The sequence below is a fragment of the Pseudomonas huaxiensis genome (assembly GCF_003231275.1).
Lineage (GTDB): Bacteria > Pseudomonadota > Gammaproteobacteria > Pseudomonadales > Pseudomonadaceae > Aquipseudomonas > Aquipseudomonas huaxiensis.
Genome location: NZ_QKVL01000015.1, coordinates 1 through 16,641, shown reverse-complemented (window position 1 = coordinate 16,641; position 16,641 = coordinate 1). Strand labels below are relative to the sequence as shown.

14 protein-coding genes and 1 tRNA gene are annotated in these 16,641 nt (G+C 63.6%); 6 read left to right on the top strand and 9 right to left on the bottom strand.

The window, feature by feature from the left end:
* Positions 1–31 precede the first annotated feature (31 nt).
* From DM374_RS17150 to DM374_RS17120, 7 genes are all read right to left on the bottom strand, one after another.
* On the bottom strand, positions 32–2,500 hold the full coding sequence (locus tag DM374_RS17150) for a TonB-dependent siderophore receptor (protein ID WP_110970944.1): 2,469 nt from the start codon (positions 2,498–2,500) through the stop codon (positions 32–34).
* 118 nt (positions 2,501–2,618) lie between these two features.
* Positions 2,619–3,587, bottom strand: coding sequence for a FecR domain-containing protein (locus DM374_RS17145; protein WP_110970943.1), 969 nt, complete (start codon positions 3,585–3,587; stop codon positions 2,619–2,621).
* Positions 3,563–4,075, bottom strand: a complete 513-nt coding sequence (locus tag DM374_RS17140; RefSeq protein WP_110970942.1) for a sigma-70 family RNA polymerase sigma factor — start codon at positions 4,073–4,075, stop codon at positions 3,563–3,565. Before DM374_RS17140 ends, DM374_RS17145 begins: the two co-directional genes overlap by 25 nt.
* Positions 4,076–4,280: 205 nt before the next feature.
* A tRNA-Met gene (locus DM374_RS17135) sits at positions 4,281–4,357 on the bottom strand.
* A gap of 93 nt (positions 4,358–4,450) precedes the next feature.
* Positions 4,451–6,874 carry a TonB-dependent siderophore receptor gene (locus DM374_RS17130; RefSeq protein WP_110970941.1) on the bottom strand — a complete coding sequence of 808 codons (2,424 nt, stop codon included), beginning with the start codon at positions 6,872–6,874 and terminating at the stop codon, positions 4,451–4,453.
* Between the two features lie 94 nt (positions 6,875–6,968).
* Positions 6,969–7,901: a FecR family protein gene (locus DM374_RS17125; protein ID WP_110970940.1), complete on the bottom strand. Its 933-nt coding sequence runs from the start codon at positions 7,899–7,901 to the stop codon at positions 6,969–6,971.
* Positions 7,898–8,419: an RNA polymerase sigma factor gene (locus tag DM374_RS17120; RefSeq protein WP_110970939.1), complete on the bottom strand. Its 522-nt coding sequence runs from the start codon at positions 8,417–8,419 to the stop codon at positions 7,898–7,900. Before DM374_RS17120 ends, DM374_RS17125 begins: the two co-directional genes overlap by 4 nt.
* A gap of 146 nt (positions 8,420–8,565) precedes the next feature.
* On the opposite strand from DM374_RS17120, the gene DM374_RS17115 reads away from it, so the two are divergent.
* From DM374_RS17115 to DM374_RS17105, 4 genes are all read left to right on the top strand, one after another.
* Positions 8,566–9,774, top strand: a complete 1,209-nt coding sequence (locus DM374_RS17115; protein ID WP_110970938.1) for an MFS transporter — start codon at positions 8,566–8,568, stop codon at positions 9,772–9,774.
* A 100-nt stretch (positions 9,775–9,874) separates the two neighbouring features.
* Positions 9,875–11,239: a sensor domain-containing diguanylate cyclase gene (locus DM374_RS17110; RefSeq protein ID WP_110970937.1), complete on the top strand. Its 1,365-nt coding sequence runs from the start codon at positions 9,875–9,877 to the stop codon at positions 11,237–11,239.
* Positions 11,240–11,344: 105 nt separating this feature from the next.
* Entirely contained in the window at positions 11,345–11,479 is a 135-nt protein-coding gene (locus DM374_RS34100; RefSeq protein WP_263854289.1) for a hypothetical protein, read from the top strand.
* Positions 11,480–11,583: 104 nt separating this feature from the next.
* Positions 11,584–12,741, top strand: a complete 1,158-nt coding sequence (locus DM374_RS17105; RefSeq protein ID WP_110970936.1) for an MFS transporter — start codon at positions 11,584–11,586, stop codon at positions 12,739–12,741.
* 335 nt (positions 12,742–13,076) lie between these two features.
* Here DM374_RS17105 and DM374_RS17100 read toward each other — a convergent pair whose 3' ends face one another.
* Positions 13,077–13,661 (bottom strand): TetR/AcrR family transcriptional regulator, encoded by a 585-nt coding sequence (locus DM374_RS17100; protein ID WP_110970935.1) that lies wholly within the window; start codon positions 13,659–13,661, stop codon positions 13,077–13,079.
* Between the two features lie 126 nt (positions 13,662–13,787).
* On the opposite strand from DM374_RS17100, the gene DM374_RS17095 reads away from it, so the two are divergent.
* Positions 13,788–14,987: an MFS transporter gene (locus DM374_RS17095; RefSeq protein ID WP_110970934.1), complete on the top strand. Its 1,200-nt coding sequence runs from the start codon at positions 13,788–13,790 to the stop codon at positions 14,985–14,987.
* A gap of 7 nt (positions 14,988–14,994) precedes the next feature.
* Here DM374_RS17095 and DM374_RS17090 read toward each other — a convergent pair whose 3' ends face one another.
* Positions 14,995–15,330: an ArsR/SmtB family transcription factor gene (locus DM374_RS17090; RefSeq protein ID WP_110970933.1), complete on the bottom strand. Its 336-nt coding sequence runs from the start codon at positions 15,328–15,330 to the stop codon at positions 14,995–14,997.
* Positions 15,331–15,380: 50 nt separating this feature from the next.
* Between DM374_RS17090 and DM374_RS17085 the strand changes: the two genes are divergently transcribed.
* Positions 15,381–16,472, top strand: coding sequence for an NADH:flavin oxidoreductase/NADH oxidase (locus DM374_RS17085; RefSeq protein ID WP_110970932.1), 1,092 nt, complete (start codon positions 15,381–15,383; stop codon positions 16,470–16,472).
* Positions 16,473–16,641 lie beyond the last annotated feature (169 nt).

The following is a 16,641-nucleotide window of genomic DNA, read 5'->3' as shown; positions in this document are numbered from 1 at the left end:
GAACGATTCGATTAGCCACTGGACGCTGGCCTCAAAGTGACCAGCGCACCGTCATCATCGCGTTGCGTGGGTCGCCATAGACGTTGAAACCGTTCCACGTATTGCTGTTGATGCTCTGGTAATACTTCTTGTCGAACACGTTGTTGACGTTCAGGCGCAGGTCGACGTTCTCCGAGACTTTGTACCCCGCCATCAGATCGACAATGCGGTACGCCTTCTGCTCGATGCGGTAGCCACTGCCCTGGTTGTAGATGGTGTTCTGGGCCGTGATGCCGCCACCGATCCGCCAGCGCTCGAACTCACCCGGCAGCTGGTACGTGGTGCTGGCCTTGAACAGATGGCGGGGCAAGTCGCTGGCGAACAGCCGGCCTTCGTTATCCGCGTTGGCATCCTTGCGGTATTTGGCCGAGTTGTAGGTGTAGCCGGCTGCCATTTGCCAGCGCTCGGTCAGCGCTCCGGTGACTTCCAGTTCTATACCTTCGCTGCGCACCTCGCCTGATGCCTGGTAGCAGGAAACGCCGGCCGGTGACTGGCAGACCCCCGGGGTATTGATTACAGAGGCGCGGTTTTCCTGGTCGATACGGAAGATCGCGGCACTGGCGTTCAAAGCCCCATTGAGGTACTCGGCCTTGATGCCGGCTTCGTAGTTCTTGCCAACGATCGGCTTGATCGCCTTGTTATCGGCATCCACTACACCCTGGGGGGTGAAGATGTCGGTGTAGCTGACATACACCGAGTAGGTGTCGTTGAGGTCGTAGATCAGGCCGGCGTACTTGGTCAGGTTGCGTGTGACGTCGTACTGGCTGGATGTCGGGTTGACGCCGGCGATGTTGCTGGCGTTCTTGATCTCGTAGTCGTACCAGTCCAGGCGTCCGCCAAGGATCAGGTGCAGCGGGTCGGCCAGGCTGAAACGGCCAGTGATGTAAGTACCGGTCTGTTCGGTTTCGCTCTGCTGTTGCCAGGCGCCCATGTTGAACATGGGGATGGGCGTGACGTGGGGGTTCCAGTTGTAGATGTCGATATTCGACGCCGACCGTACCGTGGTGCCATTGCCGTTGAAGTTCTCTTTGCGGCGGCTTGCGCCGACTACCAGTTCATGTTCCCGGTCGAACAACTGGAAAGGCCCGCTGGCAAACATGTCGTAGCTGGTCTGGTCGTTGGTGTATTTGAACTTGCCCGTCATCTGGTCGAAGCTGCCGTCGACCGCGCCCGCAGTGACATAGGACGCCAGCAGATCAACCTTCGACCACATCTTGGTGGCGGCTATGCGCAGTTTCCAGCCGTTGTCGAAGCGGTGTTCCAGCTCGCTGAAGAGGCTGTTGTTGTCCTGGTCCCAGCGGCCCCAATCGTTGCCCAGGTAGGTGGAGCGCGACAGGTTCAGATCACCGCCATCGCTGGCCGTGGGAACGCCGCCCCATGAAGTGTTGTTGTTCAGGTTCTGGTTCGAGGCGCCCAAGGTCAGGGTGGTGCTATCGCTCAGGTCAGCCTCGCCAATGGCGTAGAACAGGGCATGTTCTTTGTTCACCACATCCTGGAAGCTGTCTTTGACCTGATAGCTTGTCACCGCACGGCCGCGCAGGCTGCCGCTGTCGTTGAGGGCGCCGGAGGCATCCAGTTCGCCACGGTAGTCATCCCAGGTTCCGGCAGAGCCGGTAACGCTGACCTGGGCGTCGCGGGTTGGCCGCTTGCGCACCAGGTTGATGGCAGCTGAAGGGCTACCGGAACCGGTCATCAAGCCAGTGGCACCCCGCACCACTTCGACCCGATCGAGCATGGCAGTGTCGGCGGCGGCAATGGTGTCGCGGGCCGTGTAACTGGACACCGTGGTCGGCAGGCCGTCGTACATGATGTTGTCGACCTGAAAGCCACGGGCGTAGTAGGTCGGGCGCTCGGGGCCGTCTTTTTCCACGGTGATTCCGGGGACGTCTCTGATCACATCGTGCAAGTCCTGCATGCCCCGGTCATCCATGCGCTGGCGGGTGACGACCGACACCGATTGTGGCGTCTCGCGCATCGTCAGGCCCAGCTTGGTGGCGGAGTGCATCGGACCGGTCGTGTAAGAGCCGGTATTTTCCGTCGTGGCGCCCAGGACTACGCCGTTGATGTTGGTGGCGCCGAGTTCCAGCGTCGAACCGCTTTGCGTTTTGACCAGGCTGTAGCGTCCCGTCCCCTCCTGGCGTGCCTGCATCCCGCTGTTGGCCAGCAGCCGTGCGATGCCTTCATCGAAGGAATATCGACCTTTGATGCCCGCCGTCACCAACCCTTCAGTTTGCGTTGAGCCAAACGACAAGGTCACGCCGCTGGCCGCCGCGAACTGGGTGAGCGCTGCATCCAGTGGCCCTGCAGCAATGTTGTACTCGATTTGCTCACTGGCCTGTTGCGCCCAGGCGGGGAGGGCAAGGGTGGTGGCGCACAGGGCCCCGCCGAGGCTGATGCTCAACAACCTGGAATGAAGGCCCAGCCGCAAAGCGGTTTTATTCAGGGGACGTGGGTGGCTCATGCATGACTTCCTATGCCGTTGCAGTAAAGGCGGCTGATGGACCGCTCTACTGATGAGCCGAACGAAAAATGGAATCGGCAAGATGAATCATTCGCTTGTCTGCACGCCGGTTTTGCGCCTACGGCTCGACCCGCGCCCAGTACCTCGAAACATGGCGCACCTTCACGGGCAGCGAAACCGGCAAGTTGGCCAGGACACCCTCGATATCGTCCAGGCGGAACGCACCGGAAATTCTTAAATCGGCGACTTCAGCAGCGCACCCCAGATAGCCGGGGCGGTAACGCGCCAGTTCGCGGATGAAGTCCTCAAGGCGCCAATTGAGGGCCACCAGCAAGCCTTGTGTCCAGGCGCTGCTGCCCGTGGTGGAGGGGCGCAAGTTGCCGATCTGGGATGCGCCGAAGGTCAGTGCCCAGCCTTCTTCTACCCGCTGCACGAGGTGTGGTGCGTCGCGGGTGCTGACTTCTACCGCGTGTTTTTCAACTTCGACGGTGCTGAAGCCTGGCAACAGACGCACATCGAAGCGGGTACCCAGGGCGAGCACCTTGCCGTGGGGCGTCTGGACTGACAAAGGGCGCGAGGGTGACGGGTCGGATGCGGTGGTCAGCAGGATTTCGCCCTGGCGCAGAAGAATCAGCCGCTCTCGTTCGGTGTAGGCGATATCGACTTGGGTGTCGGTGTTCAATTCCAGGCTGCTGCCATCAGGCAGCGTCACTTGCCGTCGCTGCCCGGTGCGGGTAGCGAAGTCTGCGCTGTAGGGGGAGCTGCGATAGCCTGCGAAGGTTGCCGCGCCAGCAGCCAGCAACACCAGCAGCTTGAGACCCTGGCGTCTCTGTACGCCCATCTGGGACAGCACGGGCAAGGCGACATCCCGGGGAACGCCGCGTAGTTGTTGCTGGAGTTTTTCGACCTTGGCCCAGGCGCTGGCATGCTCGGGGTCGGCGGCGAGCCATTCTTGCCACGCGAGGTGCTGGGCGGGGCTGACGTCGCTATCGTTGAGCGTCAGGTACCACTGCACCGCCGCTTGCAAGTGTGCCTTGGCGGGTGGACGTGCAGAGGGCGCGCTCAATCGTCCATCAGCAGAATGCATTGCATCAGCGCCTTGCCCAGGTGGTTCTTTACCGTGGTCACTGACAGGCCCAACTGCTTGCCGACCTGCACATAGCTAAGGCCTTCGAGTTGGACCATGAGGAAGATCTGCCGGGTTCGCATGCCCAGGCCGTCGAGCAGACGGTCGATGGCCAACAACGATTCGATAATCATGTGGTAGGTTTCCGGGGAAACCTGAAGTGATTCCGGCCGCGCGGCCAGCACTTCCAGATACGCCAGCTCAAGGGCTTTGCGCCGTGCCTTGTCAATCAGCAGGCCGCGAGCGATGGTCACCAGATAATGGCGTGGTTCGCGCAGAACGGGTAGTTGGCGCAGGGTCAGCATACGCATGAAGGTATCTTGGGCCAGGTCCGCTGCGTCGGCGCTATTGCCGGTGCGGGTGCGTAACCAGCCCTTTAGCCAGCCGTGGTGCTCGCCGTAAAGATGCTCGATATCCAGTGGTGCTGACGTGTTGATCCCGGCGTCCATAAGAACGATCGCTACAAATGATAATATCTCTCATTATTATCCATGTAACGATTTATGACAATCGGGCATCCGTTTCTGGGGAGCGCAGCGCTTTCACCGCAATGGCTCGGGCAAGGAGGGGCTGACAGTCAGGCACAAAAAAGCCCGCGCAAGGCGGGCTTTTCTGTTTGCCTCAAAATTGCTTTCGCAACTTCAGGGCGGGGTATGGTGGCTACACAGGGACTTGAACCCCGGACCCCAGCATTATGAATGCTATGCTCTAACCAACTGAGCTATGTAGCCAAGTGGCGCGCATTATTCGCCTGAAACGAATATCTGTCAACACTCTATTTCAAAAAATTTTGCGCGCTATCAACCGCTTAGCCGAATGCGGCGTCAGAAGTCGTATTTGAAGCCGGTCATGAGGCTGCGCGGCGTGCCGTAGTTGCCGTAGCTGCTGGTCATGCTGAAGTATTTTCGGTCGAACACGTTGTCCAGGTTCACCGTCGCACTCAGGTTCTGGCTGATCTGGTAGCGCGCCATCAGGTTGGTCACGGCGTAGCTGCCTTGGGTGAAGGTGTGCAGGTCGTTGCCCACCTTGCTCTGCCAGTTCACGCCGCCCCCCACCGTCAGTTTGTCCAGCGCGCCCGGCAGGCGGTAGCTGGTGTAGGTCTTCAGGCTGTGTCGCGGCAGGATGGTGTAGATGCGCTGGTCATCCTTGTCCGTGGTGGTGGTGTAGACGTAACCTGCCGCCGCTTGCCAGCCTTCTGCCAATTCGCCGCTGAGCTCGAGTTCCACACCTCTGGAGGTGGTGTCCTGCTCGGCCGAGTACACGTTGTCATGCTGCCAGATGGCGAGGTTGTCTTGCTCCAGCTTGAACACGGCCAGGCTGGAGTTCAGCTTGCCGTCCAGGTGGCTGCCCTTGATGCCGATCTCGTAGCCCACGCCTTCCATCGGGTCGAACGGTTTGTTGTCTTCGTCGCGTACCCACGAACCCTGCGGGCTGAAGATCTTGGTGTAGCTGGCGTAGACCGACCAGGTGTCGTCCAGGTCGTAGACCACCCCGGTGTACGGGATGAACACGCCGGTTTCCTTGCGATTGACCTCGGTCTTGGGCGCGTCGTAGGGGGTGTCCTCGGTGTCGCGTTTCCAGTCGATCACCCGGCTGCCGAGGATCAGTTTCAGGTCGTCGGTCAGGTTCAGGCGCGTGGTGGCGTAGGCGGCGTACTGGTTTTCTTCCATGCGCGACTTGCCGGATTCGGTGAACTCCGGTTTGAGCTGCCTGCCATCCCAATCAAAGATATTGCCCACCGCCGCATCCGGCGTGGCGTTGTAGTCATAGCGCCAGCCGCCCCAGCTCGGCACGTGCTCGCGGTACTGCGACAGGGTCACGCCGGTGATCAGCTCATGCTCGCGCCCCAGCAGGCTGAACGGGCCGGTCAGGTAGGCGTCGAGGTTGTTCTGGCGCGGGGTGCCGGAAAAACGCACCGGCAATTGCGACAGGCCGCTGCCATCGGTGTTGAGGTTGCCCATCAGGAAGCCGAACAGCTCGTCGAACTGGTTTTCCGAATGGCTGAATTCGACCTTGCCGCTCCAGCCGTTGCCCAGTTGATGTTCGATCGAGGCGAAGAAGCTGGTCTGCACGTGGTCGTTGTAGGACCAGGTCGGCGCGCTGTTGATCGACCGGCTCAGGTTGGTTCGCTCGCCCGTGGCGAAGCGGGTGGGCAGGCCGGTGCGCAGGGGCGAGTCGACGTCGGTGCGCTGGTAGCTGAAGCCCGCGGTCAGCAGGGTGTCTTCGCTCAGGTCGAATTCGGTGATGCCGTAGAGCGTCTGGGCATCGAGCTTGTAGCGATCGACCCAGGCGTGCTCGCTCTTGATGTCCGCCACCAGCCGCCCGCGCACGTTGCCGCTTTCATTCAGCGGGCCGGAAACATCGAAGCCGCCGCCGTAGCGATCCCAGTTACCGACCGAGCCGGTGATGCTGGCCTGGCTTTCATAGGTCGGACGCTTGCGGATCAGGTTGATGGTCGCCGACGGGTTGCCCATGCCGCTGATCAGGCCGCTGGCGCCACGGACCACTTCGACGCGGTCGTACATGGCCATGCTCTGGGTGTAGTTGTCCATGCGTGCGACGGTGGGCACGCCGTCGATTTCGTAGTTCTGCACCGCAAAGCCACGGGACCAGTAGGCGTCGCTTTCCGCGCCGAGCCCGTCACGGGTGACGATGATCCCGGGGGTGGCTTCCAGTGCGTCGGACAGGTTGGTCAGGCGCTGGTCATCCAGGCGCTGGCGGGTCATCACGGTCAGCGACTGCGGGGTTTCCTTCGGGCTGAGGTTGAGCCGCGTCGAGCTGCTGGAGGAATAAGTGGTGTACAGCCCGGTGCCTTCGGTGGTCGAACCCGGCGCCTTGCCGGAAATGCTCAGGGCATCCAGTTGCAGGCTGCCGCCGCCGAGGTTTATCGGCAGGTCGAGGAGGAAGCTGTTGGCGTTGGGTTGGGTCAGCCGCGCGCCGGTGCCTTCGGTGAGGCGCTGGATGGCCTCGTCGGCGCTGAGCCGGCCTTGCACGCCGGGCGAACGCAGGCCGCCGACCTGGCTGCTCTGGTAGATCACCTGATAGCCGCTCTGCGCGCTGAACTGGTCGAGCGCATCCGCCAGCGGCTGGGCGCCGATGGTGAAGTCGAAACGCTGGGCCTGGGCTTCGCGGGTGCTGGTCTCGGCGGCCAGCAGGGTGCCGGCCGGCAACGCGGTGACCAGGGTCGCGGCCAGGATGGCGCGGGCCAATGGCAAGCGTTTGAAGGTGAAATCGAATGGGTACTGCATAGGTCTTCCCCCAAGAATACAAATGGTAATGCTTCTTATGTGGAGGTGTGACGCAGCAGGTTCTGGAATTACCGGACGCCCGCGAAAAAAATTCTCAGCGCACGATCAGCCAGCGTCCGGCGAGGGCGTCAGCGCGTAATTTCTGACTGCTGAGCAGAGCGTCGAGGGCGTTGTCGGCCTGGTCGAGGTTGAAGCTGCCGCTGACCAGACGCTGGCCGGCAGTGGCGTCGAGCAACAGCAAGGATTGCCCCTGATAATCGGCCAGCCGCTGAAGGACGTCGCGCAGCGGTACATCACGAACGCGCAACTGACCGTCGCGCCAGGCCAGCAGGCGTTCGGCATCCACCGCTTGCGGCGGATCGATCTGCTCGCCGTGCACCGTCAGGCGCTGGCCAGGAATGAGGACCTGGGTCTGGGTGCCGGCGAGCACTTGCACCTTGCCGCTTTCCAGCACCACTTCATCGACCCCGTCGCTGCGCGCGACCGAGAAACGGGTGCCGAGCACCCGCACCTGGGCGTCATCGACGTTGACCACGAACGGCCGGCCATCGTGTTTCACCTCCAGGAACAGCCGCCCCTGACGCAGGTGCAGCGTTCGAATCGCGCCGTTCAGTTCGACATCCACGGCGCTGTTGCTGTCCAGGCGCAGTTGCGAGCCATCGGCCAGGGTGAAGCTGCCGCGTTCCCCGGCGCGGGTGGCGTAGTCGCTGTTCAGGCGTTGCAGGGCCGGCCATTGCAGCCAGGCAACACCCGCCGCCAGCAGCAGGCAGGCGGCGGTCGCCAACTGAGGCCAGCGCTTGCCGCGCACGCGCTCGGCTTTACGCACTCGCCGGGCCGGCAGCTCAAGCACCTGCCACAGCGATTCGACCTCGGCGAACGCCCGCGCGTTTTCCGGCGTCTCGCGCCACTGCTCGAACGCTTGTCGCTCGGCCGAGCTCAGGTCCTCGGCGCGCAGCCGGGTGAACCAGTCCAGCGCTTGTTGCGCGGGATCGGCGGCGAGGTCGGCGGAAGAGGGCGAGACGGTCATGACGATTCGGTCTGGTTGCGCGCATGCAAGGCGGCGGCTGCGCAGTGGCTCAAGGCTTTGTTCAAGTGACGCTCGACGGCGCGGGGCTCCAGGCCCAGCTTCGCGGCGATGTCCTTGTAGCTCATTTGCTCGACCCGGGCCAGCAGAAAAACCTCGCGAGTCGGTGAGGGCAGGCCGTCGATCAGCCGCTCCAGATGCGCCAGGGTGTTGCCCGCCACGGCGCTGCGCTCCGGGCTGGTTTCGGTGAGCAATTGTTCCAGCGCCTGTTCGTCATTGACCCCGCGGACCTGATTGCGGCGGGCGTGGTCGATGCTCAGGTTGCTGGCGATGCGGTACAGGAAGGCGCGCAGGTTGCCGACGTCGCCGCGCTCGCTGTGCATCAGACGGATAAAGGCATCCTGCAGCAGGTCGCTGGCGGTCTCGCGGCAGCGCGTGCGGCGGGTGAGAAAGGCCATCAGCTCGCTGCGGTGGCGCTGGTAGAGGCCCGCCAGGCTTCGGTCTTCCTGATCCTCGGACATGCTGGGCGCCGCGCAGGTGAAGTGAGCGGCGATGCTAACGTTATTGAGAATTGTTCACAAGCAGGTGCTCGGTAAAAAGAATAGTGCGCTTGCTAACGATTTCGCCATAATCGGATCCTTTCCTGCCCTCCGATGGATGTTGTCCCATGTCCTCAAGTACCGCCGCGCCAACCGCGTCCGCTGCCAGCCAGAGCAGCCCGCTGGTGATGCGCATCATCGCCGCCTGCGCCCTGGCGCACCTGATCAACGACCTGATCCAGGCGGTGCTGCCGTCGATCTATCCGCTGCTCAAGGCCAACTATGACCTGAGCTTCGCCCAGGTCGGCCTGATCACCCTGACCTTCCAGATCACTGCCTCGCTGCTGCAACCGGCGGTGGGTTTCTACACCGACCGCAAGCCCATGCCCAACCTGCTGCCGCTCGGCACCTTGTGCACCCTGGTGGGCATCGTGATGCTGGCCTATGTCGGCAGCTTCCCGATGATTCTGCTGGCCGCCGGGCTGGTGGGCATCGGCTCATCGACCTTCCATCCAGAAACCTCGCGCATCGCCCGGCTTGCCTCGGGCGGGCGCTATGGCCTGGCCCAGTCGACCTTCCAGGTCGGCGGCAACGCCGGTTCGGCGTTCGGCCCGCTGCTGGCGGCGGCGATCATCATTCCGTTCGGCCAGGGCAATGTCGCCTGGTTCGGCCTGTTCGCCGTGGCGGCAGTGATCGTGACCTACGGCCTGAGCCGCTGGTACCGCGAGCACCTCAACCTGTTCAAGGCCAAGGCCGGCCAGGCCGCGACCCACGGCCTGTCCCGCGGGCGGGTGATCGGCGCGCTGGTGGTACTGGGGCTGCTGGTGTTCTCCAAGTACTTCTACATGTCCAGCCTGACCAGCTACTACACCTTCTACCTGATCGAGAAGTTCGACCTCTCGGTGGGCAGTTCGCAATTGCACCTGTTCCTGTTCCTCGGGGCAGTGGCGGCCGGCACCTTCTTTGGCGGGCCGATCGGCGACCGCATCGGCCGCAAGGCGGTGATCTGGTTCTCCATCCTCGGCGTGGCGCCGTTCACCCTGGCGCTGCCGTACGCGGACCTGTTCTGGACCAGCGTGCTCAGCGTGATCATCGGCTTCATCCTCGCCTCGGCGTTCTCGGCGATCGTGGTGTACGCGCAAGAGCTGGTGCCGGGTAATGTCGGCATGATCGCCGGGGTGTTCTTCGGCCTTATGTTCGGCTTCGGCGGCATCGGCGCGGCGCTATTGGGTTACCTCGCGGACATCCACGGCATCGAGTACGTCTACTACCTGTGCTCGTTCCTGCCGCTGCTGGGGATTCTGGCGATCCTGCTGCCGTCCACGAAGAAGCGCTGACAGGCCTGAAGCGCCACGTTACGTCGGATTTGCCGGGTGAGGCTCCGATCCAGTAACGTGGCGCTTTGCAATCGCCCGGTTGTTCTCCGAAGTAGCCCCTATGCCCAACGCCCCCGATCCTGAGCCACTCCCCGAAGCACAGGAAGTCCTGCGCCTGCGGGAAATCATCGCGCACAACTCCGACTGGCTCTGGGAAGTGGACAGCCAGGGGCGCTACACCTTCTGCTCCGAGCACAGCCGGCAGATGCTCGGCTTCGCGCCGAGCGAGGTGCTGGGCAAGACACCGTTCGATTTCATGCCACCGGACGAAGCCGCGCGGGTCGGGGCGATCTTCGGCGGGATCGTTGCCGAGCAGCGTCCTTTCGCCGGGTTGATCAACCGCAATATCCGTTCCGATGGCCGCCTGGTGGTGCTGGAAACCAGCGGCGTGCCGCTGTTCGACGCGCAGGGCAACTTCACCGGCTACCGCGGCATCGACCGTGACGTCACGCCCGGCATCGGCCCGCTGGACCGCCGCGAAGTGCAGCTCGAAGCGCTGTACGCCGCAGCGTCCGTGGCGTTGGGGCTGGTGGACCGGCAGGGCGTGCTGGTCAACGTCAACCGGGCTCTGGGCCAACTGCTCGGCGGCGATGCCGCGCAACTGGTCGGTCAGCCGCTGCCCGCGCTTTTGCCCGTCGAGCAACTGGACCTGGCGCAGTGCCTGGCTGATCTGGAGCGCGACCAGGTGCTGGCCGACCGTGAAGTGAACTGGCAGGGCCGCACCTACCTGATGAAAGTCGGTGCGGTGCGCGACCTCGACAACGAAGTCCTCGGCCTGACCCTGGCCCTCAGTGACATCACCGAACAATGCCTGATGCGCCAGGCCCTGGCCGAAACCAATGCGCAACTGGCCGAGGCCAACGCGCGCCTGCAGGCGCTGGCCAGCGAAGACTTCCTCACCGGCTTGCCCAACCGCCGTCGCTTCGACGAGGCGCTGCTGCAGGAAAAGGCCCGCTCTCGCCGCGAAAGCCGGCCGCTGTCGCTGCTGATGGTGGACGTCGACCACTTCAAGGTGTTCAACGATCACTACGGCCATCAGGCGGGCGATGAATGCCTGCGCAAAATCGCCATGCTGCTCGGCCAGTCCTTGCTGCGCCCGGGGGATCAGGTCTGCCGTTATGGCGGCGAAGAGTTCGCGGTGATCCTTCCCGACACCGACGCCCATGGCGCGCGCACTGTCGCTCGCGAGCTGTGCCAGGAAATCTATGACGCCAATCTCAGCCACGTCGACAGCCCGCTGGGCCGGGTTACCCTGAGCATCGGCAGTGCCAGCCACGACCCTGGCCGCCCGGGCCAGAGCGTGGCGCTCACGGCACTGCTGCGGGTGGCGGATCTGGCGCTGTACCGCGCCAAGCAGGAGGGCCGTAATCGCCTGGTGGTGGGCATGGCGCCTGACGAAGATGCCATGCCGTCGCGGCTTTCGTGACCGGGTCGACCGCTCGACCAGTGGCCGATTGACGGCACCGAAGCCCATGGCCTAGAGTGCCGGCCCTCTCCAGTCCTTCATCGCTGTAGCCGAACCATGATCTGCGTGACTTCTCCCTTCACCGCTCAACTGCCCGTCGTCCGGGCCGTTCGTCGTGACTGGCCGAGTGACACGGTGCTCAAGCGCCGGCGCAGCGTGCTGTTCGCCTTCACCTTCTCGCCACACCGCACCCTCCGCTGACCTCTCGCGGGCCGCTTCCGGTCCGTCCGTGTTTTTGTCATCGAGCGTGCCTGTGCCCGCGCGTGAGCCCTTTGCCTCATGCGTTGGTGGTTGTGGAGTGAGTTGTGAACAAGCGTTTTCTTTGCGGTCTGTTGTTTGTCGTTTCCATCATCGGTTTCAGCCTCGGCGCTACCTTGCCGCTGGTCTCCCTGCGCCTGCTGGAGTCCGGCGCCAGCAGCCTGCGCATCGGCATCCTCTCGGCGATGCCGGCTGCGGGCATGATGCTCTCGGCGTTTCTCGTCGATGCCTGCTGTCGCCACCTGACCCGGCGCACCCTCTACCTGCTCTGTTTCAGCATCTGCGCCCTTAGCGTGGTGTTGATCGAGTGGGCGTTTTCCTCGATCTACCTGCTGGCCGCGTTGCGCGTCGGGCTGGGCATCGGCATGGGCGTGGCGATCATCCTTGGCGAGTCGTGGGTCAACGAGTTGAGCGAAGAACACAACCGCGGCAAGGTCATGGCGCTGTACGCCACGGCGTTCACCGGTTGCCAGATGCTCGGTCCGGCCATGCTGTCGCTGCTGGGTGCGCAGGGGCCATGGCTGATCGTCATGGTGTCGGTGGGGTATGCGCTGGCGCTGGCGTGCATCGTCTGGACGGTGCCGAACGATCATGTCGAGCATGGTGAGGACGGTGAAAAGAGTTTCTCTCTCGCGGGCTTCTTCCGCGTCGCCCCTGCGCTGTGCATGGGCGTGCTGTTCTTCTCCTTCTTCGACGCGGTGATCCTCTCGCTGCTACCGGTCTACGCCACCAACCACGCTTACGCGGTGGGCGTGGCGGCGTTGATGGTGACGGTGATTCTGACGGGCGACATGCTCTTCCAGTTGCCTATCGGCTGGCTCGCCGACCGTTGCGAGCGGACCCTGGTGCATCTGGTGTGCGGCGTGGTGGCGATGCTGATCGGTTTGGCGCTGCCCTGGTTGATCCAGGTGCAGTGGCTGTTGTGGCCGGCGCTGGTGTTGCTCGGCGCGGTGGCGGGCGGGGTTTATACCTTGGCGCTGGTGCTGATCGGGCAGCAGTTCAAGGGACAGGATCTGGTGACGGCCAACGCCAGTGTTGGTTTGCTGTGGGGCGTGGGTAGCCTGATCGGGCCGCTGCTCAGCGGCGCGGCGATGGACGTGGCGCCGCATGGGTTGCCGATGGCGCTGGCGGTGATGGCGGCGTTGTTCGTGTGCTTTGCGCGGTCGGCGAATAGGAAGGCGTATCGGGTGTCGGTGGCGGAGTGAGGGTTGGGGGGGGCGGTTCGGGGCCTCCAGGCGCTAGCCGATAGATCTTTAGCGCTCTCAAGATCGAGCGCCGCCCGCGCGGCGCATCGCGAGCGAGCTCGCTCCTACAGTGGTTGCAACGTGCCTATGCCTGTCAGGCCATGGTTGATCGCTCTGGTAGCACAGCTCGATTTTGAGGTTGGCGCCTCAGCCGCCTCGCACTCTGCGGCCATGCACCAAGGCTGGCACCGCCAATCTCACAGGCCATGGCACGTTGCAACCACTGTAGGAGCGAGCTCGCTCGCGATGCGCCGCGCGGGCGGCGCTCGATCTAGAGGGCGCTGCAAATCTGTCGACTAGCGACTCAAAATACCCCGCAACAACACCCCTAACGCCTCGCTCGCCTGAGCCAGGCGCTCATCGCCCGCTTCAGTTTCAGCGATCCACACCGCCGCTTCCGCCAGGCTGCCGTAGATCAGCCGCGCCAGCGCTTGTGGGTCCAGCGCCACGACGGTTTTCTCCGCGATCAATTGCTCGATCAGCGCCTGCATCGACGCGATGCAGTGCTGCTGTGACTCCGCCGACGCACCGCCCAGCACGGCGCGGGCATCGCGCAGAACGATGCGCTGGATTTCCGGTTCCAGGGCCATTTGCAGATACACCTCACAACGCGTGCGGAAGCCGTCCCAAGTGTTTTCGGCAGTGTCGGAAATAGCGTTCAGGCGCTCGTCCATTTCCCCGTCGATCTGCTCGACCACCGCCGCCAGCAAACCCTTCTTGTCGCCGAAATGATGGTAAAGCGCGCCGCGGGTCAGGCCGGCCTGTGCGGTGAGTTCGTCCATCGAAGCCGCTGCGTAGCCGGTTTCGCTGAACGCCTTGCGGGCCGTGGCCAGCAGGGCAGCACGGGTTTGTTCCATTTCGGCACGGGTGCGGCGAGCCATCGGTTTCTCCTGGGTGAGGGGTTTACATACGGCTCGTATGTAAATAGGCTTTTATTCATACGAGCCGTATGTATTTTTCCCGCAGCCTGCCGCGATGGCAAGCGCGAGATGCCAAGGAGCGCGAAATTGAACAACCCTTATCGATCACTTTTTGACCACCCCGGTACCCGGAGCTTTGTCCTGGCCGGGCTGCTGGCTCGCCTTGCTCTGCCCATGACCAGCATCGGCATCATCACGATGCTGGCGCAACTGCGCGGTAGCTATGCGCTGGCCGGTGCGGTGTCGGCGACTTTCGTGCTGACCTACGCGCTGCTGTCGCCGCAGATTTCCCGGCTGGTGGACCGCCATGGGCAGCGCCGGGTATTGCCGCTGGCGACCGCGATCAGCGTGCTGGGCATGGCCTTGCTGCTGCTCGGCAGCGGCGGACCGGCGGGCGACTGGAGCCTGTTTCTCGGCGCCACGCTCAGCGGTTTCATGCCGAGCCTGTCGGCGATGGTGCGGGCGCGCTGGACGGCGCTCTATCGCGGGCAGCCGCAGTTGCAGACAGCGTATTCGCTGGAGACCGTGCTGGATGAAGTGAGCTTTATCGCCGGGCCGCCGCTGTCAGTGGGGTTGTGCGTGACGTGGTTCCCCCAGGCCGGGCCTTTGGCGGCAGCGTTGTTGCTGGTGATCGGTGTGCTGGCGCTGGTGGCGCAGCGCAGCAGCGAGCCGCCGGTGTTGGCGACGGGGGAGGCGGGGCGCGACGGCGGTTCGGTGATTGGCCTGGGCGAGGTGCGCTTGTTGACGCTGCTGATGGTGGCCATGGGCGTGATCGTCGGCACCGTCGATATCGTCAGCGTGGCCTTCGCCGCAGCACTCGGACAACCGGCCGCCGCGAGCCTGGTGCTGTCGGCCTATGCGTTGGGCTCGTGTGTGGCGGGGCTGGTATTCGGCGCGCTGCGCTTGAATCAGCCGCTGCATCGCCTGTTGTTGTTGGGCGGTCTGGCGACGGCGGCGACGACGGTGCCGTTGTCGCTGGTTGGCGGTATTGCCGGGTTGATGGCGGCGGTGCTGGTGGCAGGAGCGTTCTTCGCGCCGACGATGATCGTGGCGATGTCGCTGGTGGAGCGGGTGGTGCCGGAACAGCGGCTGACCGAAGGCATGACCTGGCTGCTGGCCGGGTTGAATGTCGGCGTGGCGGCGGGCGCGGCGTTGTCCGGGCAGGTGCTGGACGAGGGCGGAGCGCAGGCTGGATTCGCGGTGGCGCTGGCGGCCGGCGGCGCGGTGCTGCTGGTGGCGGTGTTGGGCTACTGGCGGTTGCGCGAGCGTCAGTCGGCGCCGGCCTGAGCCCGCCTCATTTGTGCGACAGGATCGCGCCGATCAACCCCGGAAAGCGTCCGTCCAGCGCGTCGAGGCGCAAGGAGTTCATGTGCGTGGTGCCGACCGAGCGGGTCTGCACCAGACCGGCGTCACGCAGTACACGGAAGTGATGGGACATGCTCGACTTCGGTCGCCCGCCGTCGAGTTCGCCGCAGGTGGCTTCGGCGACACCGGCCAGGCAGCGAACGATTTCCATGCGAACAGGGTCACTCAGAGCGTAGAGGATACGTTCGAGTACGAAGTCTTTGGGGTCGGGGTGTTTGTAGGCGCGCATGGTGCTGATGATAACGGAGGCTTCACTAAATGCCATAGTTCGAATACTATCGAACAATCGTATCAAAACCTGTCGGAGCCTCCTGCATGTCCAAACTCTTCCAACCCTACACCTTGAAAGACCTCACCCTGCGCAATCGCATCGCCATCCCGCCGATGTGCCAGTACATGGCCGAAGACGGCATCGTCAACGATTGGCACCACGTTCACTACGCCAGCATGGCCCGTGGCGGTGCCGGTCTGGTGGTGGTCGAGGCGACTGCCGTGGCGCCTGAAGGCCGCATCAGCCCCGGTTGCGCCGGTATCTGGAGCGACGCGCATGCCCAGGCGTTCGTGCCGGTGGTGAAGGCCATCAAGGCCGCGGGTTCGGTGCCGGGCATCCAGATCGCCCACGCCGGCCGCAAGGCCAGTGCCAACCGCCCTTGGGAAGGTGACGACCATATCGCCGAAGACGACGCCGGTGGCTGGCAGACCATCGCGCCGTCGGCCATCGCCTTCGGTCACCACCTGCCGAAAGTGCCGCGGGAAATGACCCTGGACGACATCGCCCGGGTCAAGCAAGAGTTCGTCGATGGTGCCCGTCGCGCCCTTGAAGCCGGCTTCGAGTGGATCGAACTGCACTTCGCCCACGGTTATCTGGCGCAAAGCTTCTTCTCCGAGCACTCCAACAAACGTACCGATGCCTACGGCGGCAGCTTCGACAACCGCAGCCGTTTCCTGCTGGAAACCCTCGCCGCCGTGCGTGAAGTCTGGCCTGAGCACCTGCCGCTGACCGCGCGTTTCGGCGTGATCGAATACGACGGTCGCGACGAGCAGACCCTCAGCGAATCCATCGAACTGGCCCGCCGCTTCAAGGCCGGTGGCCTCGATCTGCTGAGCGTCAGCGTCGGCTTCACCATCGCTGAAACCAACATTCCGTGGGGCCCTGCCTTCCTCGGTGAAATCTCCCGCCGTGTGCGTGACGAAAGCGGTCTGGCGGTCACCTCCGCGTGGGGCTTCGGCACGCCGCAACTGGCGGAAGAGGCCGTGAGTTCGCGCCAACTGGACATCGTCTCGGTGGGCCGCGCCCATCTGGCCGATCCGCACTGGGCGTATTTCGCGGCGAAGGAATTGGGTGTGGATAAAGCATCGTGGGTTCTGCCGGCGCCTTACGCGCACTGGCTTGAGCGTTATCGCTGAGTCATAGCGAGCTGCACTCTCTGTACGCCGGCCTCATTCGTAGGCCGGCTTTTTTTATGGTCTTGGGCTTGGGCGCTGGGAGCTTATCCATTCGATGTGGCGAGGCTGCCGGCCCCTTCCGCCTCTACGGCGGGTCTATTTTTTCTTGGCAAAATAGACGAAAACCGCC

Excerpts from the sequence above, each read along its gene's own strand:
- DM374_RS17140 (WP_110970942.1), bottom strand. The coding sequence starts at position 4,075 with ATGGACGCCGGGATCAACACGTCAGCACCACTGGATATCGAGCATCTT.
- DM374_RS17145 (WP_110970943.1), bottom strand. The coding sequence starts at position 3,587 with ATGCATTCTGCTGATGGACGATTGAGCGCGCCCTCTGCACGTCCACCC.
- DM374_RS17110 (WP_110970937.1), top strand. The coding sequence starts at position 9,875 with ATGCCCAACGCCCCCGATCCTGAGCCACTCCCCGAAGCACAGGAAGTC.
- DM374_RS17125 (WP_110970940.1), bottom strand. The coding sequence starts at position 7,901 with ATGACCGTCTCGCCCTCTTCCGCCGACCTCGCCGCCGATCCCGCGCAA.
- DM374_RS17085 (WP_110970932.1), top strand. The coding sequence starts at position 15,381 with ATGTCCAAACTCTTCCAACCCTACACCTTGAAAGACCTCACCCTGCGC.
- DM374_RS17115 (WP_110970938.1), top strand. The coding sequence starts at position 8,566 with ATGTCCTCAAGTACCGCCGCGCCAACCGCGTCCGCTGCCAGCCAGAGC.
- DM374_RS17120 (WP_110970939.1), bottom strand. The coding sequence starts at position 8,419 with ATGTCCGAGGATCAGGAAGACCGAAGCCTGGCGGGCCTCTACCAGCGC.
- DM374_RS17100 (WP_110970935.1), bottom strand. The coding sequence starts at position 13,661 with ATGGCTCGCCGCACCCGTGCCGAAATGGAACAAACCCGTGCTGCCCTG.
- DM374_RS17150 (WP_110970944.1), bottom strand. The coding sequence starts at position 2,500 with ATGAGCCACCCACGTCCCCTGAATAAAACCGCTTTGCGGCTGGGCCTT.
- DM374_RS17090 (WP_110970933.1), bottom strand. The coding sequence starts at position 15,330 with ATGGCATTTAGTGAAGCCTCCGTTATCATCAGCACCATGCGCGCCTAC.
- DM374_RS17130 (WP_110970941.1), bottom strand. The coding sequence starts at position 6,874 with ATGCAGTACCCATTCGATTTCACCTTCAAACGCTTGCCATTGGCCCGC.